This is a genomic window from Streptomyces olindensis, assembly GCF_040645895.1.
Classification (GTDB): Bacteria; Actinomycetota; Actinomycetes; order Streptomycetales; family Streptomycetaceae; genus Streptomyces; species Streptomyces olindensis.
The window spans coordinates 1-23572 of the sequence record NZ_JBEYZD010000007.1; the positions used below are offsets into that span (position 1 = coordinate 1).

20 protein-coding genes are annotated in these 23572 nt (G+C 73.0%); 4 read left to right on the forward strand and 16 right to left on the reverse strand.

Going from position 1 to position 23572, the window contains the following annotated elements:
* Positions 1-131 precede the first annotated feature (131 nt).
* The 8 genes from ABZ948_RS05760 to ABZ948_RS05795 form a co-directional block, all read right to left on the reverse strand.
* Positions 132-629, reverse strand: a complete 498-nt coding sequence (locus ABZ948_RS05760) for a hypothetical protein (protein ID WP_351348072.1) — start codon at positions 627-629, stop codon at positions 132-134.
* A 115-nt stretch (positions 630-744) separates the two neighbouring features.
* The gene (locus ABZ948_RS05765) at positions 745-1344 is read right to left on the reverse strand and encodes a CGNR zinc finger domain-containing protein (protein ID WP_359757571.1); all 600 of its coding nucleotides are present in this window, start codon (positions 1342-1344) and stop codon (positions 745-747) included.
* Positions 1345-1457: 113 nt separating this feature from the next.
* Positions 1458-2360, reverse strand: a complete 903-nt coding sequence (locus ABZ948_RS05770) for a universal stress protein (protein ID WP_359757573.1) — start codon at positions 2358-2360, stop codon at positions 1458-1460.
* 162 nt (positions 2361-2522) lie between these two features.
* On the reverse strand, positions 2523-2765 hold the full coding sequence (locus ABZ948_RS05775) for a DUF397 domain-containing protein (RefSeq protein ID WP_359757575.1): 243 nt from the start codon (positions 2763-2765) through the stop codon (positions 2523-2525).
* 83 nt (positions 2766-2848) lie between these two features.
* Positions 2849-4015: a thiolase family protein gene (locus tag ABZ948_RS05780; RefSeq protein WP_359757577.1), complete on the reverse strand. Its 1167-nt coding sequence runs from the start codon at positions 4013-4015 to the stop codon at positions 2849-2851.
* Positions 4012-5076, reverse strand: a complete 1065-nt coding sequence (locus tag ABZ948_RS05785) for a thiolase family protein (protein ID WP_359757579.1) — start codon at positions 5074-5076, stop codon at positions 4012-4014. The genes ABZ948_RS05780 and ABZ948_RS05785 overlap by 4 nt, the downstream gene beginning before the upstream one ends.
* Positions 5073-6014 carry a Zn-ribbon domain-containing OB-fold protein gene (locus ABZ948_RS05790; RefSeq protein ID WP_359757581.1) on the reverse strand — a complete coding sequence of 314 codons (942 nt, stop codon included), beginning with the start codon at positions 6012-6014 and terminating at the stop codon, positions 5073-5075. The genes ABZ948_RS05785 and ABZ948_RS05790 overlap by 4 nt, the downstream gene beginning before the upstream one ends.
* Positions 6015-6032: 18 nt before the next feature.
* Positions 6033-6833 carry a crotonase/enoyl-CoA hydratase family protein gene (locus ABZ948_RS05795; protein WP_359757583.1) on the reverse strand — a complete coding sequence of 267 codons (801 nt, stop codon included), beginning with the start codon at positions 6831-6833 and terminating at the stop codon, positions 6033-6035.
* A 176-nt stretch (positions 6834-7009) separates the two neighbouring features.
* On the opposite strand from ABZ948_RS05795, the gene ABZ948_RS05800 reads away from it, so the two are divergent.
* A complete protein-coding gene (locus ABZ948_RS05800) occupies positions 7010-8629 on the forward strand; it encodes an acyl-CoA synthetase (protein ID WP_359757585.1) in 1620 nt (539 codons plus the stop codon).
* Between the two features lie 613 nt (positions 8630-9242).
* Here ABZ948_RS05800 and ABZ948_RS05805 read toward each other — a convergent pair.
* Positions 9243-9464 carry a hypothetical protein gene (locus ABZ948_RS05805; protein WP_359757834.1) on the reverse strand — a complete coding sequence of 74 codons (222 nt, stop codon included), beginning with the start codon at positions 9462-9464 and terminating at the stop codon, positions 9243-9245.
* On the opposite strand from ABZ948_RS05805, the gene ABZ948_RS05810 reads away from it, so the two are divergent.
* Positions 9426-11084, forward strand: a complete 1659-nt coding sequence (locus tag ABZ948_RS05810; protein ID WP_435857462.1) for an alkaline phosphatase family protein — start codon at positions 9426-9428, stop codon at positions 11082-11084. The genes ABZ948_RS05805 and ABZ948_RS05810 overlap by 39 nt on opposite strands.
* 7 nt (positions 11085-11091) lie before the next feature.
* On the opposite strand, the gene ABZ948_RS05815 is transcribed toward ABZ948_RS05810, so the two are convergent.
* The 4 genes from ABZ948_RS05815 to ABZ948_RS05830 all read right to left on the reverse strand — a co-directional run bounded on the left by ABZ948_RS05815 (position 11092) and on the right by ABZ948_RS05830 (position 14864).
* Positions 11092-11547, reverse strand: coding sequence for an SRPBCC family protein (locus ABZ948_RS05815; protein WP_359757587.1), 456 nt, complete (start codon positions 11545-11547; stop codon positions 11092-11094).
* Positions 11548-11658: 111 nt separating this feature from the next.
* Entirely contained in the window at positions 11659-12360 is a 702-nt protein-coding gene (locus ABZ948_RS05820) for an alpha/beta fold hydrolase (protein ID WP_359757589.1), read from the reverse strand.
* Positions 12361-12422: 62 nt separating this feature from the next.
* Positions 12423-13280: an alpha/beta fold hydrolase gene (locus ABZ948_RS05825; protein ID WP_359757591.1), complete on the reverse strand. Its 858-nt coding sequence runs from the start codon at positions 13278-13280 to the stop codon at positions 12423-12425.
* 87 nt (positions 13281-13367) lie between these two features.
* The gene (locus ABZ948_RS05830; RefSeq protein ID WP_359757593.1) at positions 13368-14864 is read right to left on the reverse strand and encodes an acyl-CoA synthetase; all 1497 of its coding nucleotides are present in this window, start codon (positions 14862-14864) and stop codon (positions 13368-13370) included.
* Positions 14865-15018: 154 nt separating this feature from the next.
* On the opposite strand from ABZ948_RS05830, the gene ABZ948_RS05835 reads away from it, so the two are divergent.
* The gene (locus tag ABZ948_RS05835) at positions 15019-17499 is read left to right on the forward strand and encodes a penicillin acylase family protein (RefSeq protein ID WP_359757595.1); all 2481 of its coding nucleotides are present in this window, start codon (positions 15019-15021) and stop codon (positions 17497-17499) included.
* Between the two features lie 40 nt (positions 17500-17539).
* Here the strand turns inward: ABZ948_RS05835 and ABZ948_RS05840 are convergent, their stop codons facing one another.
* The 3 genes from ABZ948_RS05840 to ABZ948_RS05850 form a co-directional block, all read right to left on the reverse strand.
* On the reverse strand, positions 17540-18799 hold the full coding sequence (locus tag ABZ948_RS05840; RefSeq protein WP_359757597.1) for a DUF418 domain-containing protein: 1260 nt from the start codon (positions 18797-18799) through the stop codon (positions 17540-17542).
* A 112-nt stretch (positions 18800-18911) separates the two neighbouring features.
* Positions 18912-20465 (reverse strand): acyl-CoA synthetase, encoded by a 1554-nt coding sequence (locus ABZ948_RS05845; protein WP_359757599.1) that lies wholly within the window; start codon positions 20463-20465, stop codon positions 18912-18914.
* Positions 20462-21571: an NAD(P)H-dependent flavin oxidoreductase gene (locus ABZ948_RS05850; protein WP_359757601.1), complete on the reverse strand. Its 1110-nt coding sequence runs from the start codon at positions 21569-21571 to the stop codon at positions 20462-20464. Before ABZ948_RS05850 ends, ABZ948_RS05845 begins: the two co-directional genes overlap by 4 nt.
* 139 nt (positions 21572-21710) lie before the next feature.
* On the opposite strand from ABZ948_RS05850, the gene ABZ948_RS05855 reads away from it, so the two are divergent.
* Complete coding sequence (locus ABZ948_RS05855) at positions 21711-23492, forward strand: serine hydrolase domain-containing protein (protein WP_359757603.1); 1782 nt, start codon at positions 21711-21713, stop codon at positions 23490-23492.
* The last annotated feature ends 80 nt before the right edge of the window (positions 23493-23572 follow it).

Here is a 23572-nt window from a genome sequence, read left to right on the forward strand (position 1 = left end):
ACGCCCACCCCCAGTGGCCCGGGCGCGGCGGGCGCGGGGGGGGGGCCCCTCGCGGGGGGGCACGACGCGGCGGGGGCCGGCGTGGTGAGGCGGACAGCGGCCCTTTCGTGTGTGCGGGCGGCCCGCCCGGTTCAGCCCTGCTGGAAGAGCTCCGCGGGCAGGGGCTTGAGGAGCGCGTACAGGTCGTCCGTGATGGGGCGGTCCCAGGCGGCGATGGTCACCAGGACGTTGTCGCTGCGGTCGAACTGGACGCAGGAGATGCGGCCCTCGGAGAGCTTGACGCGCCGCACGATCAGGAGGTTGTCGCCCTGCATGACGGGGACGTCCTCGGTGCCGACGACGGTGACCTCCTCGTCGTTCTCCAGCGCCAGGAGCAGCTGGGCCACCTCGAAGGGCACCTCGCCCTCGGGGACGTCGCGGGCCGGGGAGCCCTCCGGCAGATTGCCGATGATCATCGCGGGGCCGCGACCGCCGAACAGGTCGTAGCGCAGGAAGACGCCCTGGCAGGTGCCGTCGGGCGCGGGCAGCAGTCCCGCACCGAGGTTGCCGGGCCAGTCGCCCGGGTCCATGGCCAGTACGTCGAAGTCGGGCCCGGCGGGAGTGGCGCTGCGGCGGCGGAGGAACGACATGTCGCCCATGGTACGTGCCCCGGCCTGCGAAGTGCCGGGCGGGCGGCGCACCGAGTCGGACCGGATCGCGGCCCGCGCCGCCGCCGGGGGCCGGGCCACTCGGGCCGTGCCGGCCCTAGGCCGTCGCCTTGTGGCGCTGGTGGTGGCGGGCCACCCGGGCGCGGTTGCCGCAGGACGGCTTGCACCACTCCTGGCGTGCGTGCTCCTTGAGGAAGTACCGCACGCAGCGTGGTGCGTGGCAGGCCCGCAGCCGCTCGCGTTCGGGGCTCGCGAGGAACGCGATCACCGCGTGCGCGAGGGACGAGGTGAGTTCGTCGTCGGGGCGGACGGGCCGCCGGTGCACGACGGGGGCGGCCTCGTCGGGCCAGTGCAGGACGGGCACGGTGGGGGTGCGGGCGGCCGCCTCGTTCAGGAGGCGTACGGCTTCCGGCACGGGCAGCAGGCGGGCCGCGTCGGCGGGGCTCGGTTCGCCGGGGCGCACGGCCCGGGCGAAGAGCGCGCGGACGGCGGCCCGCAGTTCGCGGACGGCGGCGAGCTGCGCGGCGCCGGCGGTGAAACGGCCGGTGTCGGGCAGGATCTCGGGGTGGGCCCGGACCCAGGCGGTCAGGCCGGCCGGGTCGGTCAGGTCGTCGGTGACGCCGCCGCTCCCGTCGTGCCGGATGGTGAGGGCCAGGTCCAGGGCGAGCCGGGCGTCCCTGCTGATCGGTTCCCGCATGCGGCTAATGATAGGCCGACCGGTATCCATTACCCGATCGGTATCCATTACCCGACTGGTATCCATGACCCGATCGGTATCCATGACCCCGACCGGTATCCATGACCGCGAGGTCAGTCCTCCGGCGGCGCGGGTGGGACCACCGCGACGGGGGCGGCCGAGTGCAGCAGGACGGCGTGGGTGACCGAGCCCATCATGCGGGCGGGTGCCAGCAGGTGCCGCCGGTGGCGGCCCACGACGACGAGGTCGGCGCCCGGGGAGGCCGCCACGAGGTGGCCGGCCGCGTCGCCCGGAGCCGGGACCGGCTCGGTCGGGACGTCGGGGTGCCGTTCGCGGTGCGGGGCGAGGAAGCCCTCGGCGAGGACCCGGGCCTCGTCCTCGATCACGTCCTGGTCGACGATCGGCGGCGCCAGTTCCCCGGGCAGCATCCAGGGCTGCGCGGGCCAGGGGTAGGCGGCGATCGCCTGGAGCCGGGCGCCGCGCCGGGCGGCCTCGGCGAAGGCGAACTCGAGGGTGGCCTCGTCGGGCCCGTCGACCTTGAGGCCGACGACGACCCGCGGGCCGGGACCGGCCGGTGCCTCGCCGTACACCTCGCGTCCGGGCGGGGGCACCACGACGACGGGGCACTCGGCGTCGCGGGCGGCGGTCATGCTGTTCGAACCGAGCAGCAGGCCGGCGAAGCCGCCGCGGCCCCGGGAGCCGAGGACCAGCAGCTGGGCGGTGGCACCCAGTTCGGGCAGCAACGCGGAGGTCGCGCCCTCCAGGCCGACGTACTCGGTGGCCGGCAGCCCGGCGCGGCCTGCCAGATGGGCCCGGACCCGGTCGAGGACGGGGTCGTCCTGCGGGTCGGTCGGCCCGGCGGCGAGGAACTCGGGCTGTGCCCAGTGGGCGTACTGGCGGACGTGCGCGACGCGCAGGGGCGCCGAGCGCCGACGAGCGGCGTCGACGGCCCACTCCAGGGCACGCAGGCTGCCGTCCGAACCATCGACCGCCACGACGACCGGCAGGGTGCTCATGGGTCCTCACCTCCGGGACACGACCGTTGTCTCCCCGGGGCCAGCCTGGCTCAAGTGGCGGTCCCGGGGCGGTGCCTCGGTTCGCGTGTCCCCGAATGCGGGCGGAACACCCCCGGATCGGCCGTCGGATCGGCCGTCGGATCACGGCCGCCCCGCAACGTCTCAGGTGAGGTCGAACTCCCCTTCCCGCGCTCCCGAGACGAACGCGCCCCACTCGGCGGGCGTGAAGATCAGGGAAGGGCTCTCGGGGCGGCCACTGTTCCGCATGGCGATGAAGCCTTCCACGAAGGCGATCTGCACATCCCCCAGGCCTCGGCTGCTGGACTGCCACTGTGCGTTGGTGAGGTCCAGGTCCGGCTTGTCCCAGCCCATGAGCGGGCGCTGCTGGGTGGTGGTCTCGGCCACGTCCGTGCTCCTCCCGATTGCGTCGTCCGCGGCCAGCCTAGCGATCGCGTCCCATGGCCAACAGGGCACGTGAGGGGGACCTTTCACGAGTCCGGGGGCCGGTCTCCCACGAGCCACATGGAGAAGAACTGCGATCCACCGCCGTAGGCGTGCCCCAGGACCCTGTGGGCGCCCTCCACCTGGTGTTCTCCGGCCTGGCCGCGCACCTGGAGCGCCGCCTCGGCGAAGCGGATCATGCCGGAGGCGCCGATGGGGTTGGTGGACAGGACACCGCCCGACATGTTGACGGGCAGGTCCCCGTCCAGTTCGGTGACGCCCGCCTCGGTGAGTTTCCAGCCCTCGCCCTCGTCGGCGAAGCCGAGGTTCTCCAGCCACATGGGTTCGTACCAGGAGAACGGCACGTAGATCTCGGCGCCGTCGATCTCGCGGCGGGGGTCGGTGATCCCGGCCTGCCGGTAGACGTCGGCCGCGCAGTCCCGCCCGGCCTGCGGGGAGACGAAGTCCTTGCCGGCGAAGAGGGTCGGTTCGCTGCGCATGGCGCCGCCGAGCATCCAGGCGGGCGGGCGCGGTGCCCGGGCGGCTCCGGCCCGGTCGGTGAGGATCATGGCGCAGGCGCCGTCGGAGGAGGGGCAGGTCTCGGAGTAGCGGACGGGGTCCCACAGCATGGGCGAGGCCATCACCTTCTCCAGGGTGATGTCGTGCTCGTGCAGGTGGGCGTAGGGGTTCTTCAGGGCGTTGCGGCGGTCCTTGTAGGCGACGAGGGCGCCGATCGTCTCGGGTGCGCCGCTGCGTCGCATGTAGGCGCGGATGTGCGGGGCGAAGAACCCGCCGGCCCCGGCGAGCAGGGGCTGCTGGAAGGGGATGGGCAGGGACAGGCCCCACATGGCGTTCGACTCGGACTGCTTCTCGAAGGCGAGGGTGAGGACGGTGCCGTGGACGCGGGCGGCGACGAGGTTCGCGGCGACGAGCGCGGTGGATCCGCCGACCGAGCCGGCGGTGTGCACGCGGAGCATGGGTTTGCCGACGGCGCCGAGGGCGTCGGCGAGGTAGAGCTCGGGCATCATGACGCCCTCGAAGAAGTCGGGCGCCTTGCCGATCACGACGGCGTCGATGTCGGCCCACGTCAGCGCGGCGTCGTCCAGGGCCCGGCGGGCCGCTTCGCGGACCAGTCCCGCGATCGAGACGTCCCGGCGGGCCGCGACGTGCTTGGTCTGGCCGATGCCGACGACGGCCACGGGCTCCTTGCTCATCGGGGCTCCCCTTCGAGGACGGCGACCAGGTTCTGCTGGAGGCAGGGGCCGGACGTGGCGTGGGCGAGGGCGCGGTCGGACACGCCGCGGTGGATGCGGGCGGCGGCCTCTCCGAGGCGGATGAGGCCGGCGGCCATGATCGGGTTGGCGGCGAGGGCGCCGCCGGAGGGGTTGACGGTCACGTCGTCGCCGAGGCGGAGGGCCTTGCGCAGGACGATCTCCTGGGCGGTGAAGGGCGCGTGCAGCTCGGCGGTGTCGACGGGCTGTTCGAAGGCGCCGGCCCGTTCGGCGGCCAGCCGGGTGGAGGGCGAGTCGGTCAGGTCGCGCACGCCGAGGCCGTGGGCTTCCGTGCGGTGGTCGATGCCGCGGATCCAGGCGGGGCGCGCGCACAGCTCCCGGGCCCGGTCGCCCGCCGCGAGGATCACGGCGGCGGCCCCGTCGCCGATGGGCGGGCAGTCGCCGGTGCGCAGGGGCCGCACGAGGTGGTCGCCCTGCGGCACGGCGCCTCGCAGCTGGGCGTGGGGGTTGGCGGCCGCGTTCTCCCGGTTGCGGGTGGCGACGGCGGCGAGCGCCGGTTCGTCGCTGTCGCCCGCGTCGATGAGGGCCTGCGCCTGGAGGGCGGCGAGGGCCACGGAGTCGGGCCACAGGGGCGCCACGTAGTAGGGGTCGAGCTGGCGGGTGAGGACGTCGCGGACCGGGCCGGGCGAGGACTTGCCGTACGCGTAGACGAGGGCGGTGTCGGCGTCGCCGGTCAGGAGTTTGGTCCAGGCCTCGTACAGGGCCCAGGCGCCGTCCATCTCGACGTGCGACTCGGAGATCGGAGGCCAGGCTCCGACGCCGTCGAGGGCGAGGGTGAAGGAGAAGGCGCGGCCGGCGAGGTAGTCGCTGGAGCCGGAGCACGTGAAGTCGATGTCGGCGGTCTTCAGGCCGGTCCGGTCGAGGACCTCGTGCAGCACCGGCATGAGCATCTCCACCTCGGAGAGCTCGTCGTCGGCGCGTCGGTGGTCGGTCTGGGCGAAGGCGACGACGGCGATCTCGCGGCCCCTCGGTGCGCTCGTCACAGCAGCTCCTTGTAGGTGTCGTAGTCCGCGTCGGGCTCGCCCGTGGGCCGGTAGTGGTCGGGGTAGCGGGCGCCCTCGGTCCACACGGGTTCGACGCGCAGCCCCATGCGGACCTCGTCGTACGGGATGCCGCCGATCCGGCCGTGCAGCGCGAGGTCGGCGCCGTCGAGGGCGATGTGGGCGTAGACGTACGGCACCTCGATGTCGAGGTTCTTCGCCTTGATGTTGACGATGCAGAACGTGGTGACGGTGCCGCGCGGCCCGACCTCGACCTGCTCGGATGTGGCGACCCCACATGTGGGGCACGCACCCCTCGGCGGGACGTACACCTTGCGGCAGGCCGGGCAGCGCTCGCCGACGGTCCGGCGGCCGGAGAGGGCGTTGATGTAGGCGGTCTGGGCGCGGCCGGGTGAGTAGGTGTAGTCGAGGCGGGCGGCGGCGACGATGCCGGTGACCGGGTCCTCGAACACGCCGGTGTGCCCGGCCGGTCGGCCCGGGGCGCCGTCGTACGGCTCGAAGCAGGCGATGTCCGTGATGGCGCCGGTGCGTTCCGCCGCCCAGCGGACGCGGACGCGCATGCCGGTGCGCACGGCGTCGGGGCCGGGGGCGTCGAGGGCGTGCAGGAGGGCGGTGTCGGCGCCGTCGAGGCGGACCAGGACCCAGGCGAAGGGCGTGGTGAGGGGCTGGCCGCGGCGGGGGGCGTGGTTCCAGGCCCAGGTGGTGACGGTGCCGGTGGGGGCGACCTCGACCAGGTCGCGGATCTCCTCGGCGGTGACGGGGTCGTACTCGACGGGCGGGACGAGGACGCGGCCGTCGCCGGTGCGCACGCCGAGGACGACGCGTTCGCGCAGGCCGGTCAGGAAGGCGCTCTGGACGGGGCCGAGGGAGCGGGTGAAGGGGAACTCGACGACGAGGGGGGCTTTGAGGACTTCGGGCATGGAGCGGGGCTCCTTCGGTCAGGCGCGTTTGTAGACGGGCGGTCGCTTCTCCGCGAAGGCGCGGGCGCCCTCCTTGGCGTCGGCGGTGTCGAAGACGGGCCAGCCGCGCGTCAGTTCGGCCGCGAGGCCGTCGGACTCGGTCATCTCGGCGGTCTCGTAGACGGAGGCCTTGACGGCCTCGACGGCCAGCGGGCCGCAGGCGTTGATCCGTTCGGCGATCTCCAGGGCCCGGTCGAGCGCGGTGCCGTCGGGGACGACGTGGCCGATCAGGCCGATGGCGGCGGCCTCGCGGGCGCTGTAGGGGCGGCCGGTGAGCAGCATTTCCAGGGCGTGGGTGCGCGGGATCTGGCGGGGCAGGCGGACCGTGGAGCCGCCGATGGGGAACAGGCCGCGCCGCACCTCGAACAGGCCGAAGGTCGCGGACTCGCCGGCGACGCGGATGTCGGTGCCCTGGAGCATCTCGGTGCCGCCCGCGACGCAGTACCCCTCGACGGCGGCGATCACCGGCTTGCGCGGGCGGTGGTGGCGCAGCATCGCCTTCCAGTGCAGGTCGGGGTCGGCCTTGAGCCGGTCCCGGTACTCCTCGCCCGCCATGCCGTTCCCGGCGAGCGCCTTGAGGTCCATGCCCGAGCAGAACGAGCCGCCCGCGCCGGTGAAGACGATCGAGCGGACCGAGTCGTCCGCGTCGGCTTCCAGCCAGCCGTCGTAGAGGCCGACGAGCATCGGCAGCGAGAGCGCGTTCCTCGCCTCCGGCCTGTTGAGCGTGAGCACCAGTGTGGCGCCTTCGCGCTGCACGGTGAGGTGTTCCGTCCCGCCCATGGCGAACTCCCCTCTCCTGGAACGAGAACAGGTTGCAGTAGGCGGTGAGGCACTTCAAGGGTTTTCTGACAGACAGTCAGATTTTCTGGCGCGGGCCCTTCACAGTTGGAGCGGCCTTTGCTCTGATGACCGGCGAACCGTCCGATGCCAGGCACGTCCCGGGGTCAGGAGGAGCGGTGGAGTACAACCTTGCCGACCTGTTCGAGTCGGTCGTCGACGTCGTTCCCGGCCGTGAGGCGCTCGTCCACGTCGACCATCCCGGTACGGGCGCGGAGCGCCGGCTGACGTACGCGGAGCTGGACGCGGCGGCCAACCGCGTCGGCCACCATCTGCTCGACAGCGGGATACGGCCCGGTGAGCACGTGGGCCTCCACCTCTACAACGGCGTGGAGTACCTCCAGACGGTGCTGGGCTGCCTGAAGGCGCGGATCGTCCCGGTCAACGTCAACTACCGCTATGTGGAAGAGGAGTTGGTGTACCTCTACCGGGACGCGGATCTGGTGGCGCTGGTCTTCGACGCGGAGTTCACCGACCGGGTGGCGGCGGCGCGGCCCCGTGCAGGGAAGCTGCGGCATCTGATCCGGGTCGGGGCGTCGGCGCCGGAAGCGGCCGCGGTGCCCTGTGTGGAGTTCGCCCATGTGGAGGCCACCGGGTCCCCTGAGCGGGGCTTCCCGGCGCGGTCCGGCGATGACCAGTTCATCATCTACACCGGCGGTACGACCGGGATGCCCAAGGGTGTGATGTGGCGGCAGGAGGACCTGTTCTTCGCCGGTCTCGGCGGGGGCGCGCCGACCGGTGAGCCGGTGAAGAAACCGGAGGAGCTGGCCGAGCGGGTCGCGGCGGGCGGTGCGGGGATCACTTTCTTCCCCACGGCTCCGCTGATGCACGGCACCTCCACGCTCACGGCGTTCATCGGCTTCAACTTCGGGCAGCGGGTGGTGATCCACCGCAAGTTCGTGCCCGAGGAGGTGCTGCGGACCGTGGAGAAGGAGAAGGTCAGCAGCATCTCGCTGGTGGGCGACGCGATGCTGCGGCCGCTGGTCGACGCGTTGCGCGGCCCGCTGCGGCACATCGACCGTTCCTCGCTGTTCAGCGTGTCGTCGTCCGGCGCGATCATGTCGGACACGGTCCGCCGGCAGTTCCAGGAGCTGGTGCCGAACGCCATGGTGCTGAACAACTTCGGCTCCTCGGAGTCCGGGTTCAACGGGACGGCGACCGAGGACTCGGGCCCGGAGCGGGGCTTCCGGGTCCGCGTGAACGCCCGCACGCAGGTGGTGGATCCCGCCACGCACGAGCCGGTGGACGTGGGCGAGGTGGGCCGGGTCGCCCAGTGCGGACATGTGCCGCTCGGCTACTACAACGATCCGACCAAGACCGCCGCGACCTTCTTCGAGAAGGACGGCGAGCGGTGGGTGCTGCTCGGCGACATGGCCACCGTCGACGCGGAGGGTGTGGTGACCGTCCTGGGCCGTGGCTCGCAGTGCATCAACACCGGCGGCGAGAAGGTGTACCCGGAGGAGGTCGAGCAGGCGCTCAAGTCCCACCCGGACGTCTACGACGCGCTGGTGGCCGGGGTGCCGGACCCTCGGTGGGGACACCATGTGGCGGCCGTGGTGCAACTGCGCGAGGGTGCGGCGCGCCTGTCGCTGGAGGACCTCCGGACGCACTGCCGTGACCGGCTGGCCGGCTACAAGATCCCGCGGCAGCTGGTGATCAAGGACGCCATCCAGCGGTCGCCGAGCGGCAAGGCGGACTACCGGTGGGCGCGCGAGGTGGCGGTGGCGGCGGACGGGTGAATCTCCGGCCCGTCGATTGAACCCTGGGTGACGTACGGACGTACTGGTGGTGGCAGGCTCGGTCACTGGGCTGTGTTTGCCATGCCATCGCAAGACCGCACGGAAGGACCCCCGGGTGTCGCTCTTCACTCGCTCCCACCAGCAGTCGGACACGACCGAGGGCGGGGCGGAACCGGCTGACGACACGGGGGCGGTGGCACCGGGCGGGGAATCGGATACGGAGGATCCGGACGGCGGGAAGGAAGCGGCCGCGTCAGGCGATGACGTCGGCGCGGACGGTGGGACGGAAGCAGCCCCGTCAGGCGACGCTGCCGGCACGGACGGCGGGACGGAAGCAGCCCCGTCAGGCGACGCCGCCGGCACGGACGGCGGGACGGAAGCAGCCCCGTCAGGCGACGCCGCCGGCACGGACGGCGGGACGGAAGCAGCCCCGTCAGGCGACGCTGCCAGCACGGACGGCGGGACGGAAGCAGCCCCGTCAGGCGACGCTGCCAGCACGGACGGCGGGACGGAAGCAGCCCCGTCAGGCGACGCCGCCGGCACGGACGGCGGGACGGAAGCAGCCCCGTCAGGCGACGCCGCCGGCACGGACGGCGGGACGGAAGCAGCCCCGTCAGGCGACGCTGCCGGCGACGGCGATGGCGCCCGCGGCGGCGATGTCGATGGCAGCGCGTCCGGCCCGGACGGCGTCACCGCCGCGCGTCGAGAAGGCGGCGACACCGGCGCCGCGGGCGAAGCCGCCGCGGACCCCGCTCCGGACGTCACTCCGGACACCGCTCCAGACGCCCCATCGGGCGTGCCGAGGCCCGGCTGGTTCGGCTGGCGGCGGCGCCATCCCCGCACCGCACGCGGCGTCTCGATCGGGACGACCGTGCTGGCCGGTGTGCTCGTGCTGTTCGCGCTGCTCGTGCCGAACCGCATCGAGCGGGTCGAGTTCGCCTCGTTCGTCCGCATCCCGGCCGAGGGCGTGCTCCTCGCGGGCCTGCTGCTCGCGCTGCCGCCGAGGCCCCGGCGGATCATGGCGGTCGTCACGGGCGTGTTCCTCGGGCTGACCACCATCCTGAAATTCGTCGACATGGGCTTCTACCAGATCCTGGCCCGGCCCTTCGACCTGGTCCTCGACTGGATCCTCATCGAGCACGCCACGGACTTCCTGAGGGAGACGTTCGGCCGAACCGGCCAAGTGCTGGCCGTGATCGGCGTGATCGCCCTGTTCATCGCGCTGCTCGTGCTCACGACGCTCGCGGTGGTGCGGCTGACGAACCTGATGGTCGGTCACCGCCCCGTCGCGGCCCGTACGACGCTGATCCTCGGTACGACGTGGATCACCTGCATGACCCTGGGCGTGCAGATCGGCGGCGTGCCGATCGCCACGAAGGGCAACGCCGAGTTCCTCGGCAACCGGGTGGAGCAGGTGCGCGCGGGACTGAGGGACGCCCGGGTCTTCGAGAAGCAGGCGGCCGTGGACGCCTTCGCGAAGACGCCTCCGGACCAGTTGCTGACGGGCCTGCGCGGCAAGGACGTCCTGTTCACCTTCATCGAGAGCTACGGCCGGGTGGCGATCGACGACCCGGCGATGGCGCCGCGGATGGACGCGGTGCTCAAGGAGGGGACGAACTCGCTGAAGGCGGCCGGGTTCGAGTCGCGCAGCGGCTGGCTGCAGTCGCCGGTGACGGGCGCGGGCAGCTGGCTCGCCCACTCGACGTTCCTGTCCGGCCTGTGGATCAAGAACCAGCAGCGGTACCGCAGCCTCACCACGAGCGACCGCATGACGCTGACCAAGTACTTCGGGAAGACCGGTGCCTGGCGGACCGTCGGCATCGTGCCGGGTGTGCGCCGGGCCTGGCCGGAGGGGAAGTTCTTCGGCCTGGACCACATCTACGACTCCGAGCACCTCGGCTACCACGGCCCGTACTTCAGCTGGACGCCGGTGCCCGACCAGTTCAGCATGGAGGCGTTCCAGCGTCTGGAGCACGGCAGGAAGGACCGTGAGCCGATCATGGCGGAGATCATCCTGGCCTCCAGCCACAACCCCTGGTCCCCCATCGCGCGGATGATCGACTGGGAGGACCTCGGCGACGGCTCGGTGTTCCACCGGATCAAGAAGGAGGGCACCAACCCCACGGAGGTGTGGAAGGACCCGGAGAAGGTCCGCACCGAGTACCGCAAGGCCGTCGAGTACTCGATCCGCAGCCTCACCGAGTGGGTCGAGCGCTACGGCGACGAGGACACGGTGCTCGTCTTCCTCGGTGACCACCAGCCGGTGCCGACGGTCACCGCGGGCGACACCGGCAAGGACGTGCCGGTCACGATCGTCGCCCGGGACGAGAAGGTCCTGGACCGGGTCGCCGACTGGGGCTGGACGGACGGTCTCAAGCCCGCGCCGGACGCGCCCCGGTGGGGCATGGACAAGTTCCGCGACCGCTTCATGACGGCGTACGGTCCGCAGGGCTGAGCCGGCGTCAGTCCATCCGCGAGGCGAGGAGTTCCCCGAGCTTGCCGAGGCCCTGACTCCACCCCTCCTCGTGCAGGGCACGCCGCCGCTCCGTGGCGAAGACGCCCTGGTCGAGGTCCAGTTCGGAGCGCGTGGTGTCGATGTCGTGGAGGGACAGCGTCACCACCGTCTCCCGGTCCTCGGGGTCGGGGTCCTCCCAGCGGAAGGTGTACGACAGGCGTTCGGGGGGCGCCACCTCGATGAACTCGCCCACCAGGTGGAACAGTTCGCCTTCCGGGGGCTGCATCGCGATCCGGTAGGCGCCGCCCGGGCGGAGGTCGCTCTCCACACTCGGGACGGTGAACCCGTCCGGGCCCCACCAGCGGGCGAGTTCGCGAGGTTCGGTCAGCTCGCGGAACACGACCGGGCACAGTCCGTCCAGGGTGCGCCGGAGACGCACTCTCAGCTCGCCGTCCTGTGTCATCACGCACCACCTCCCACCGAGGCGCCGGGAATGACCACCTTGTTCATTTTACGGTTGCCGTGCGCAGATCACGATCGCACCGGGCGCGGCGGACCGGGCCCCGCGGCCGGTTCAGGAACCGGCGCCGAGGAAGTCCTCCACGGCCGCCAGGAACTCCTTCGGCCGGGTCTCGTGCACGAGGTGTCCCGCGTCGATGGTGACGTGCCGCGCGTCGGGCAGCAGCCCGGCGAGGGCGGCGATCTGCTCCTGGGGGATCAGGCTGGTCGGGCCACCGCCGATCAGCAGCGTGGGCATGGTGATCCGGCCCATGTGGTCCCACCACACGGGGTGTGGGGCGTTGCGCTGTTCGTCGGTGGCGAGGATCATCGCCCAGTCGTACGGCAGGTCCCCGTCGGGGCGTTCGGCGGGCGGCCGCGGCGGGTCCAGCGGGACGGGCGCGGGCACGTCCTCCAGGACGAGCCGTCGTACCAGCCCCGGACTGTGCTGGGCGAGCAGGTACGCGACGGCGCCCCCGAGCGAGTGGCCCACGACGTCGGTGCTGCGGATGCCGAGCGCGCCGAGGAAGGCGAGGACGTCGTCGCGCATGCTCTCGTAGGCGTAGTCGCCGGGCCAGTCGCTGCGGCCGTGCCCGCGCAGGTCGACGGCGTACACCCGGCGTGGCCCGGCGGCCAGTGCCGGGGCGGTCTCCGTCCAGTCGGCACCGTCGGCGCCGCGGGCGTGGAGGAGCAGGAGGGGCGGTGCGTCCTGCGGTCCCCAGACCCGGTAGGCCAGTGTGATGCCGTTCGCGCGTACGGTCCGCGGTGGGGTGTCCATGCGGGGAACGGTAGTGCGGCGGCCATGGCGGGCGCCGCTCGCTTCGCCCACGGCAGAGGCCGTCACTCGTGCCGGCCCGGGCCCTGTCCGCAGAAGAAGGCGGTCACGCGTCGCGTGAACCAGTCGGCGTCGTCCAGCCACGGATAGTGCCCCGCACCCGGCTGCACCGCGAGCTCGGCCCTCGGGAAGACCTGGACGGTCCGGCGGGCGAGCGCCGGGCAGGGGCCGCCGTCGACTTCCCCGGCCAGGACGAGCACGGGGGTCGTGACGCGGGCGAGGGCGGCCCGCGTCGCGGCCGGGTCGTAGGCGCCGTCCGCGCCGTAGACCTCCGCCGCGTCGTCGTTCGTCTCGTCCTCCTCCCGGTCGGCGTGGGCCTGAGCGGTGTCGTCCCAACGGCCGTGGAAGAACGGGACGAACACCGGGTCGAAGTCACCGGTGCCGGACAGCCAGGCCTCGAACGCCGGGAACGCCTGGGGGAACCAGGGCTCCGACGCCCTCAGCCGTGCCGCCGCGAGCCGCTGCTCCGCCGTCGCCGGCAGCCCCAGCGCCCACGGGGTGGCCGTGATGAGCGCCAGCCGGGACAGCCGCTGCGGGTACCGGGCCGCGTACAGCATGGCGAGGCTCCCGCCCGCCGAGTGCGCCAGCAGGTCCATCCGCTCCAGGCCCAGGTGGATCCGCAGCGCCTCGACGTCGTCCACCAGACGGTCGCAGCGGTATGTCGCCGGATCGGCCGGCACCGCGGACTGCCCGGTGCCGCGCAGGTCCAGGAGCACCAACCGCCGGTGCGCGTCGAGCCCGCCCAGGTTCCCGAGGTAGCCGGAGGCCCGCATGGGCCCGCCCGGAAGCACGACGAGCGGCTCACCGGAACCGCGCAGGTGGTAGGCGAGCCGGGTTCCGTCCGGGGCACTGAAGTCGGGCATGCCGTAGATCTTCATGTCACGCGGGGGCCGGGCGCAACGGGGTTCCGGGGGCGGCGGGCGGGTGCCGCGCGTCCGCGCACGTGCCGTTCAGGCGAGGTCTCTCCTCAGCTGTCGCTTCAGGATCTTCCCGCTGGCGTTCCGCGGCAGTTCCGCCACGAACACCACCCTCTTCGGTGCCTTGAAGGGCGCGAGCCGCTCGCGGACGTGGGCGACGAGTTCCGCCTCGGTGACCTCTCCGCGGGGGACGACGACGGCCGTGACCGCCTCGATCCAGCGTTCGTCGGGCAGGCCGACGACCGCCGCCTCGGCGACCCCGGGGTGGGTGTACAGGGCGTCCTCGACCTGGCGGGAGGCGACCAGGACGCCGCCGGAGTTGATGACGTCCTTCACGCGGTCGACGATCGTGTAGTAGCCGTGGGCGTCGCGTACGGCGAGGTCGCCGGAGCGGAACCAGCCGTCGCGGAAGGCCTCGGCGGTCTCCTCGGGCTTGTCCCAGTAGCCCTCGCACAGTTGCGGGGAGCGGTAGACGATCTCGCCGGGGGTGCCGTCGGGGACGTCGTCGCCGTTCTCGTCGACCACGCGCGCGTCGACGAACAGGACGGGACGGCCGCAGGAGTCCATGCGGCCCTTGTGTTCGTCGGGGGCGAGCACCATGGCCAGGGGGCCGATCTCGCTCTGGCCGAAGCAGTTGTAGAAGGCCAGGTCCGGCAGGCGCTCCTTGAGCCGTTCGAGTACGGGGACCGGCATGATCGACGCCCCGTAGTAGGCCTTGCGCAGACCGCCCAGGTCGCGGGTGGCGAAGTCGGGGCGCCGGGACAGGGCGATCCAGACGGTGGGCGGGGCGAACAGGCTGTCCACGCGGCCCGACTCGATCAGGTCGAGGAGCCGGTCGCCGTCGGGTGCGTCGAGGATGAGGTTGGTCGCGCCGACGGCGAGGCCCGGCAGCAGGAAGACGTGCATCTGGGCCGAGTGGTACAGCGGCAGCGCGTGCGCGGGGCGGTCGCCCGCACTGAGGTCGAGGGCGGTGATCGCGCTCAGGTACGCGTGCACCAGGGCCCGGTGCGTCATCATCGCGCCCTTGGGCAGGGCCGTCGTCCCGGAGGTGTAGAGGAGTTGCACGAGGTCCTCGCCGCGCGGCTCGGGGCCGTCGTGGGCGGGTGCCTCGGCCAGCCGCGCGAGCAGCGAGTCGTCGGCGTCGCGCAGGGGCAAGGTCCGTACACCGTCCGGGAGTCGGGAGGCGAGGTCCGGGTCGCTGAGGACGAGCGAGCTGCCCGACTGGCCGACGATGTAGGCGAGGTCGTCGCCGGTCAGGTGCTGGTTGACCGGTACGTGGACCAGGCCCGCCCGGGCGCAGGCGAGGAAGGCGATGAGGTAGGCGTCGGAGTTGTGGCCGTAGGCGCCGACCCGGTCGCCCGGGGCCAGTCCCTGGGCGAGGAGGACGCTCGCCGCGCGCGAGACGGCGCTGTCGAGCTCGTCGTACGTCCAGGTGCGTTCGCCGTACTCCACCGCGACGCGCGCCGGGGTGCGCCGGGCGCTGCGCCGCAGGACTCCGTCGACCGTGCTGCCGTGTCCGGGCGTCGTCATGGGAGTCGATCCTCGGTGGGCGCCGGGGGGAGGTCAAGTCGCCCCGCGATCAACCTCGCCGCTGTCACGCGCGTCACATGTCATGGAACTGACAGCCGGGTGACCGATCCGCGCGCTCGGCCACCCCCTCCGCTCGACGAAGCCGGGAGGCACGATGCGCACCCGCTGGAGACGACTCGTTCTCGGGGCCACGGCCCTGTTCACCGCCGCGTCCGCGTTACCCGCGGCCGCCGCCCCGGACCGGGGACGGGAGGAACGGCACACGTCCGGCGACGGCCTGTCCGCCGTCATCCGCTACACCGAGTACGGCATCCCGCACATCCTCGCCGGGGACTACTCCGACCTGGGCTTCGGCACGGGCTGGGCGCAGGCCGCCGACGAGGTCTGCACGCTCGCCGAGGGGTTCGTGACCCTGCGGGGCGAGCGGTCGCGGCACTTCGGGGCCGAAGCGGCCGCCGGCGGCGAACTCTCGGCGGCCCGCACGAACCTCGCCAGCGACCTGTACTTCCGCGGGGTCCGCCAGAGCGGCACGGTGGAGAAGCTGCTCGCCGAGCCCGCTCCCCGGGGGCCGAGCCGTGAGGTGCGGGACATGATGCGCGGCTGGGCGGCCGGTTACAACGCCTGGCTGAAGCAGCGGGAGATCACGGATCCCGGCTGCGCGGGCGCGGCCTGGGTCCGGCCGGTCACCGAGCTCGACGTCGCGGCCCGCGGCCTCGCCATCGCCTCGATCTCCGGTGAGGGGCGCTTCGTCGAGACGATCACCGCCGCGCGGCCACCGGCCGGACCGGCCGGGGCCTCCCCCGCTCCGGCCACCGCGTCCGCCCCCTCCACCCCGGCCGACCCGGCCACCCCCTCCCCCCGGTCCGCGCGCACGCCGGACGCCGAGGCCGTGGCGAAGGCGGCGGACGAGCTGTGGGGCGATCCCGGCATGGGCTCCAACGCGGTCGCCTTCCGCGGCGACACGACGGCGAACGGCCGCGGCCTGCTGCTCGGCAACCCGCACTACCCGTGGCAGGGCGGACGGCGGTTCTGGCAGTCGCAGCAGACGATCCCCGGCGAGCTCAACGTCTCCGGCGGCTCGCTGCTGGGCACTCCGGCGATCGCCATCGGCTTCAACGCACATGTGGCCTGGAGCCACACCGTCTCGACCGGCATACCGGCCAACTTCCACCGGCTGACGCTGGATCCGGCCGATCCCACGGCCTACCTCGTGGACGGCAGGCCGGAACGCATGACGCAGCGGACCGTGACGGTCGCGGTGAAGGACGGCGCGCCGGTGACCCGCACCCAGTGGTGGACCCGTTACGGACCCGTCGTCACCTCCCTCAACCCCCAGGTGCCGCTGCCCTGGACCACCACGACCGCGTACGCCCTGCACGACCCGAACGCCGCGAACCTCCGCTTCGCCGACACCTCGCTCGGCTTCGGCAAGGCGCGCAGCACGGACGAGGTCCGCGCCTCCCTCGCACGGCATCAGGGCATCCCGTGGGTGAACACGCTGGCCGCCGACCGCGCGGGGCACTCCCTCTTCACCCAGGCGCAGGTGCTCCCCCGCATCACCGACGAGCTGGCGGAGCGCTGCTCGACCGAGCTCGGCAGGACCACCTATCCGGCGTCCGGGATCGCGATCCTCGACGGCTCGCGCGGCGACTGTGCCCTGGGCAGCGACCCGGGCGCGGTCCAGCCGGGGATCCTCGGCCCGGCCAGGATGCCGACGCTGCGGGACGCCCCGTACGTCGAGAACTCCAACGGCACCGCGTGGATGACCAACGCCGACCGGCCGATCACCGGGTACGAGCGGGTCTTCGGCACGGTCGGTACCACGCTCGCCCTGCGCACCCGGGGCGGCATCGAGGACGCGGCCGCGATGGCGGAGCGGGGCGGTCTGACCGTACGGGACCTGCAACGGCAGCAGTTCGCCAACCGGGTTCCCGCGGGTGACCTCGCCGCGGCGGACGTCGCACGGGCGTGCGCCGCGCTGCCCGGCGGGACCGCGACGGGCGGTGACGGCACGGCCGTCGACGTGTCGGCGGCCTGTGGGGTGCTCGAGGCGTGGGACCGCACCATGGACACCGGCAGCCGGGGAGCGCTGCTCTTCGACCGGTTCTGGCGGAAGCTCGAACAGGCGGTGCCGCAGGACCGGTTGTGGAAGGTGCCGTTCTCGGCGGCCGACCCGGTGCGCACCCCGAACACGCTGAACACGGACGATCCCGGTTTCGCCGCCGCCCTGGCCGACGCGGTGAAGGAGCTGCGCGCCGCGGGGATCGCGCTCGACGCGCCGCTCGGCGCGCACCAGTTCGTCGTCCGCGGCGGGAAGCGTCTGCCGGTGCCGGGCGGTTCGGGACGGCTCGGCGTGTGGAACGTGCTGGAGCCGACGTGGGACGCGGCCGGGGGCGGCTACACCGAGGTGCCGTTCGGGGCGAGCCACTTGCAGGCGGTGGGCTGGGACGGCGGTCGCTGCCCCGTGGCCCGCACCCTGCTCGCGTACTCGCAGTCGTCGAACCCGAACTCGCCGCACCTCGCCGACCAGACCCGGCTGTTCTCCGCTGAGAAGTGGGTGACCTCGCGCTTCTGCGAGAAGGACATCCGGTCCTCGCCGGAGCTGAGGGTCGTGCGGGTGCACGAGCGCCGCTGACCGGGTGAGGGGTGCCGCTCCTGCGGGGGCGGCACCCCGTTCACGCCCGGCGGGAGCCGTACATCAGCCGCCGCAGCAGCACTTCGGCCGGGCCTCGGCGGCCGGCCCGCTCCAGGGCGTACGCTCCCGCGACCGTGACCAGCCAGACGGCCAGGGCGAAGAGCGCCATGGTGGCGCTGCCCAGGTGCGCGCCGAGGCCGAGTCCCCAGGCGGCCAGCACCGGGGCGAAGAGCAGCGAGTGGGCGAGGTAGCAGGACAGGGACCGTTTGCCGACGGCGGTCACCGCCGCCACTGCCGTCGCGCCGCGCCGGGGCCTGCGGGTGGTCCACCACTGTGCGAAGAGGGTGATGGCGGCCACGTAGCCGAGGCCGGCGGCGTTGCCGGTCACGTCGCGCAGGACGGTGAGCGCTCCGGACTCGCTCTGCATGTCGTCCGGCACGCGCAGGACGCCGGTGTGGGCGAGTGCGGCGGGCAGCGCACCGAGCCAGCCGGTGGCGATGCCGAGCACGGCGGTCAGCCGCAGCAGGGTGCGGTGTCGGCCGGGTTCCTCCAGGACGCGGTGCCGCGCGGCCTTGAACCCCAGCAGGAAGAGGACGTATCCGCCGCCGACGAGGGTCAGCGGGGCGGCGGCGAAGGTGATGAACAGGCCCGTGCGGAGCCGGATGCCGGCGGCGGTGAGCCAGTTCTCCTCGTCCGGCGCGTACGCCTTGAAGCCCGGTTCGGCGCCGGCGTCGCCGAACGTGCCCAGCTCGCCCCGGAGCAGCGCCGCGACGACGGGTCCGGCCGAGACGAGCAGGATCAGAGCGATGCCGATCCGGATCCCCCACGTCAGGGCCCGTTCACCGCGCCGCAGGAAGGCCAGGCCGAGGATGAGGCTCAGGACTCCGTAGAAGCCGATGATGTCGCCCGACATGAGCAGGGCGGCGTGCGTCAGGCCGATGACGATCAGCCAGAGGCTGCGCCGGCGCAGGATCCTCGCGGCGTCGCGCCCGTCGGTGCCGGCGGCGGTCTGCCGGAGGTAGAGCTGCATCATGCCGTAGCCGAAGAGGAACGCGAAGAGCGGGTAGATCCGCAGGTCCAGCACCATGATCATGGTGAACTGCACGGCGTGGTCGAGCCAGGAGCCGTCCACGGGCTGCCACCCGGACGGTCCGCGCCGGGCCGCCAACAGGTGGAAGGCGGTGTTGGACAGCACGATGCCCAGCAGCATGATCCCGCGCGCGAGGTCGGGCGCGAGGGCCCGCTCGCCGGGCTGTACGGCCCCCCGCTTCAGCGGTCCCTCTGTGGTCGCGTTGGTCATGGTTCGACGCTAGGGAGGCGGGGCCCGGCCGGACATCGGCCGGAGGGCGAGCGGGGGCCGACCAAAGGATGACGCCGGCCCCCGCCCGCGATACCTAAGCCGCCGCGTCGCCTCACACCGGTCGGGTCCGGCCCTCCCAGTACGGCTCGCGCAGCCGCCGCTTGTACAGCTTGCCGTTCGGGTCGCGGGGCATCTCGGCGATGAAGTCGACGCTGCGGGGCCGCTTGTACCCGGCGAGCCGGTGGGCGCAGTGGTCGAGCAGGTCGGCCGCGAGGGCGGGTCCGGGCCGGTGGCCGGGGGCCGGTTCGACGACGGCCTTGACCTCCTCGCCCCAGTCGTCGTGCGGGATGCCGAAGACGGCGGCGTCCGCGACGGCGGGGTGGGCGAGCAGGGCCGACTCGATCTCGGCCGGGTAGATGTTCACGCCGCCGGAGATGATCAGGTCGATCTTGCGGTCGCGCAGGAAGAGGTAGCCGTCCTCGTCGAGGTGGCCGAGGTCGCCGACGGTGAAGAAGTCGCCGATGCGGTTCTTGCGGGTCTTGGCCTCGTCCTTGTGGTAGGAGAAGCCGCCGGTGGTCATCTTCATGTAGACGGTGCCGAGTTCGCCGGGCGGCAGCCGGTTGCCGTCGTCGTCGAAGACGGCGAGTTCGCTGATGGGCCACGCCTTGCCGACGGTGCCGGGCTTCTTCAGCCAGTCCTCGGCGGTGGCGAAGGCGCCACCGCCCTCGCTGGCCGCGTAGTACTCCTCCACGCAGGGGCCCCACCAGTCGAGCATGGCCCGCTTCACGTGGTCGGGGCAGGGGGCGGCACCGTGGATGGCGTGCCGCATGGAGGAGACGTCGTAGCGGTCCTTCACCTCGTCGGGCAGGGCCAGCAGGCGGTGGAACTGGGTGGGGACCATGTGGGTGTGGGTGCAGCGGTGGGCGTCGATGAGGCGGAGCATCTCCTCGGGTGTCCACTTGTCCATCAGGACCAGCCGGTGGCCGATGTGCAGGGACGCGCCGGCGAACTGGAGGACGGCCGTGTGGTAGAGCGGCGAGCACACCAGGTGCACGTTGTCGTCGAACGGCCGGATGCCGAAGATGCCGAGGAAGCCGCCGAGGTACGCCTCCTCCGGGGGTTTGCCGGGCAGGGGGCGGCGGATGCCGCGGGGGCGGCCGGTGGTGCCCGAGGTGTAGTTCATGACCCAGCCGAGGGTGCGGTCGGCGGGCGGCGACTCGGGTCGGCCGTCGAGGAGTTCGGCGTAGGGGCGGAAGCCCTCGACCGTGCCGACGGCGTACCGGTGGGTCCCGGGGAGGCCGGCCTCGTCGGCGGCGTGGCGGGCCGCGTCGCCGTAGCGCTCGTGGGCGAGGAGGACCTTGGCGCCGGAGTCGGCGACGATCCAGGCGATCTCCGGCCCGACGAGGTGGTGGTTGACGGGCACGAGGTAGAGCCCGGCCTGGCTGGCGGCGAGGTACGCGGTGAGGAACTCGACGCCGTTGGGCAGGACGACCGCGAAGGTGTCGCCGCGTGCCAGCCCGGCCGCGCGCAGGCCGTGCACGAGCCGGTTGGCGGCGGCGTGCAGGCGTCCGGCGGTCCATTCCTCGCCGTCGGGTGCGACGAGCACGCGGCGGCCGGGGTCTCGTGCTGCCTGGGCCCAGAAGCCCGGCGGGACGCTGCTGTTCACCGGCCGCTCCTTCCGGCGATGCGGTTGACGCGGTCCACGGCCTCCTCGAAGCCGCGGGTGAGGTCGTCGAAGACGGCCCGGACGCTGCGTTCGCTGTTCATCCGCCCGACGATCTGCCCGACCGGCGTGCCGAGCAGTGGTTCCACCTCGTACTTCTGGATGCGGGAGACGGCCTCGGCGACCAGCAGTCCCTGCAGCGGCATGGGCAGCGGACCGGGTCCGTCCCGGTCGTCCCAGGCGTCGGTCCACTCGGTGCGCAGTTGACGCGCGGGCTTGCCGGTCAGGGCGCGGGAGCGCACGGTGTCGCCGGAGCCGGCCGCGAGGAGCTTGCGGGTCAGGGCGGGTGAGTGGAGGTCCGCTTCTGTGGTGGTCAGCCATATGGAGCCCAGCCACACACCCTGAGCGCCGAGGGCGAGTGCGGCAGCCACCTGCGGTCCGCTGCCGATGCCGCCGGCGGCCAGGACGGGCAGTGGGGCGACGGCGTCGACGACTTCGGGTGTGAGCACCATGGACGCGATCTCGCCGGTGTGGCCGCCCGCCTCGTAGCCCTGTGCCACGACGATGTCGATCCCGGCGTCCTGGTGTTTGCGGGCGTGCCGGGCACTGCCCGCGAGGGCCGCCACGAGGACGTCCTGTTCGTGGGCCCGGGCGATGACGTCGGCGGGCGGGGAGCCGAGCGCGTTGGCGAGCAGTTTGATCGGGTAGTCGAAGGCGACGTCGAGCTGGCTGCGGGCGACCTGTTCCATCCACCCGGTGATGCGCCACCCGGACGCCTCGCCCTCGGGGAGTCCGGGCACGCCGTACTTGGCGAGGGTGTCCTCGACGAACCGCCGGTGCCCCTCGGGGATCATGGCTTCGACGTCGGCCTCGGTGACGCCCTCCACCTTCTTGGCGGGCATGACGACGTCCAGGCCGTACGGCCTGCCCTCGGCGTGCGCCTCGATCCAGTCGAGGTCGCGTTTGAGGTCGTCGGGGGCGGTGTAGCGGACCGCGCCGAGCACCCCGAAGCCGCCGGCCCGGCTGATGGCCGCGGCGACGGCGGGGAACGGCGTGAAGCCGAAGACGGCGTGCTCGACTCCCAGTTGCTTGCTCAGCTCCGTCTGCATGGGCGCAGGATGCCGGAGTCCTCCGGAGGACGGAAGAGGTTTTCTGATGCTCCGTCAGATTTTCCGGCCCGGTTCACGGACGCGTGCGACGGACATACTTCCGGGGACGTGCGGGGCGGTTGAGGCGAAGGGGTACGCGGTGACCGACAGAGCGGCGAGCGGTGGACTGACGCGACGTCAACTGGGCCGGTCGGGCCTCGCCCTGGGCGGGGCGCTCGCCCTCGCCCCGCTGCCGGCGGGACCCGCCGAGGCCGCCCCGGCGGCCACCGGACGGCGCCCCACCCTGCGGCACGGCACCGCCGCCCGGGCCGGGCTGCTCCCCTCCCACCTGCGCCGCCTGGTCACCGACGCCGAGGCGTTCCTCGGCCCCTCCCCCGCGCACCCCTGGTACGCGGGCGCCGTCCTGCTCGCCGGACGCGGCGGCACGGTCGCGCTGCACCGGCCCATCGGCATGGCGGTGCGCTACCGGGCCTACGACGAGAAGACCGACACCGGGATCGAGTTCCCGCCCGGCGAGCAGATCCCGATGGCCGAGGACACCGTGTTCGACCTGGCGTCGGTGTCGAAACTGTTCACTGCGCTCCTCGCCGTGCAGCAGATGGAGCGGGGGAAGCTGGAGCTGGAGGCGAAGGTCGCCTCGTACCTGCCCGACTTCGGCCGTGCAGGCAAGCAGGACATCACGATCCGTCAGCTGCTCACGCACACCTCGGGCTTCCGCGCCTGGATCCCGCTGTACAGCGCGCCCACCCACGAGGAGAAGCTCCGGCGCATCTGGGACGAGGCGCCGGTGAGCGCCCCGGGCACGGCGTACCTGTACTCGGACCTCAACCTCATCTCCCTGCAGCTCGTGCTGGAACGGATCACGGGCCGCTCCCTGGACACCCTCCTGCGCGAGGAGATCACGGCCCCGCTGGGTCTGCGCCGCACCCGCTACAACCCGCCGGCCTCCTGGCGGCCGAAGATCGCGGCCACCGAGGACGCGCGCAAGCCGTGGTCCGGGCTGGACCGCGGACTGGTGTGGGGCGAGGTGCACGACGAGAACGCCTTCAGCCTGGGCGGCGTGGCGGGCCACGCGGGCGTGTTCTCCGACGCGTGGGACCTCGCGGTCCTCGCCCGCACGCTGCTCAACGGGGGTGTCTACGGGCGGGCCCGGATCCTGGAACGGGAGTCGGTGGAGCTGATGTTCACCGACTTCAACACGGCGTTCCCCGGGGACGAGCACGGGCTCGGTTTCGAGCTCTACCAGCACTGGTACATGGGCGCGATGGCCACGCCGCGCAGTGCCGGGCACACCGGCTTCACGGGCACCTCGCTGGTGCTCGACCCGACGACCGACTCGTTCCTCGTCGTCCTCGGCAACTCCGTCCACCCGGTGCGGAGCTGGCGTTCCGGTTCCGCTCCCCGGGTGGCCGCCGCGAACAACCTGGCGCGCGCCGTGCCGGTCCGGCCGGCGCGGGGACGCACGGCCTGGTTCTCCGGGATGGCGGTCTCCGCCACGGCGACGCTGGCCCTGCCCGCGCTCGACACGTCGTCCGGCGGGGCGCGGCTGCGCTGCGCGCTGTGGTGGGACACCGAGCCGAAGGCCGACGTGCTGGTCCTGGAGGCCACGACCGACGGCGGTACGTCCTGGCGGCCGGTGCCCTTCACGACGTCCCGCCGGGGCGAGGAGCCCCGGCAGCACCCGTCGGGCTCGGTCACCGGCTGGTCCGGCCGCGTCTGGCACCGGCTGACCGCCGAGCTGCCCGCCGCGCGGGGGCTGGCCGTGCGCTGGCGGTACGCGACGGACCGGCTGTACGTCGGCCGCGGGGCCTACGTGGACGGGCTGCGGGTGGAGGCGGCCGACGGCGTCCTGTTCGACGAGGCGCGCCCGGCGGACGCGTCTCGCGTGGTGGCGGCGGGCTGGGCGCCGTCGGCCGACTGAGGCGGTCTCCTCACTGGTTGAAGACGGCTCACTGGTTGAAGACGGCTCACTGGTTGAAGACGGCTCACTGGTTGAAGACG

Bases quoted from the DNA above. Each gene is read 5' to 3' on its own strand.
- ABZ948_RS05815 (WP_359757587.1), bottom strand. From the start codon at position 11,547: ATGACACAGGACGGCGAGCTGAGAGTGCGTCTCCGGCGCACCCTGGAC.
- ABZ948_RS05765 (WP_359757571.1), bottom strand. From the start codon at position 1,344: ATGCGGGAACCGATCAGCAGGGACGCCCGGCTCGCCCTGGACCTGGCC.
- ABZ948_RS05795 (WP_359757583.1), bottom strand. From the start codon at position 6,833: ATGGGCGGGACGGAACACCTCACCGTGCAGCGCGAAGGCGCCACACTG.
- ABZ948_RS05770 (WP_359757573.1), bottom strand. From the start codon at position 2,360: ATGAGCACCCTGCCGGTCGTCGTGGCGGTCGATGGTTCGGACGGCAGC.
- ABZ948_RS05830 (WP_359757593.1), bottom strand. From the start codon at position 14,864: ATGACGACGCCCGGACACGGCAGCACGGTCGACGGAGTCCTGCGGCGC.
- ABZ948_RS05850 (WP_359757601.1), bottom strand. From the start codon at position 21,571: ATGCAGACGGAGCTGAGCAAGCAACTGGGAGTCGAGCACGCCGTCTTC.
- ABZ948_RS05820 (WP_359757589.1), bottom strand. From the start codon at position 12,360: ATGGACACCCCACCGCGGACCGTACGCGCGAACGGCATCACACTGGCC.
- ABZ948_RS05825 (WP_359757591.1), bottom strand. From the start codon at position 13,280: ATGCCCGACTTCAGTGCCCCGGACGGAACCCGGCTCGCCTACCACCTG.
- ABZ948_RS05760 (WP_351348072.1), bottom strand. From the start codon at position 629: ATGTCGTTCCTCCGCCGCCGCAGCGCCACTCCCGCCGGGCCCGACTTC.
- ABZ948_RS05780 (WP_359757577.1), bottom strand. From the start codon at position 4,015: ATGAGCAAGGAGCCCGTGGCCGTCGTCGGCATCGGCCAGACCAAGCAC.
- ABZ948_RS05835 (WP_359757595.1), top strand. From the start codon at position 15,019: ATGCGCACCCGCTGGAGACGACTCGTTCTCGGGGCCACGGCCCTGTTC.
- ABZ948_RS05790 (WP_359757581.1), bottom strand. From the start codon at position 6,014: ATGCCCGAAGTCCTCAAAGCCCCCCTCGTCGTCGAGTTCCCCTTCACC.
- ABZ948_RS05840 (WP_359757597.1), bottom strand. From the start codon at position 18,799: ATGACCAACGCGACCACAGAGGGACCGCTGAAGCGGGGGGCCGTACAG.
- ABZ948_RS05805 (WP_359757834.1), bottom strand. From the start codon at position 9,464: ATGGCGCCGCCGCCAGCCGAACCAGCCGGGCCTCGGCACGCCCGATGG.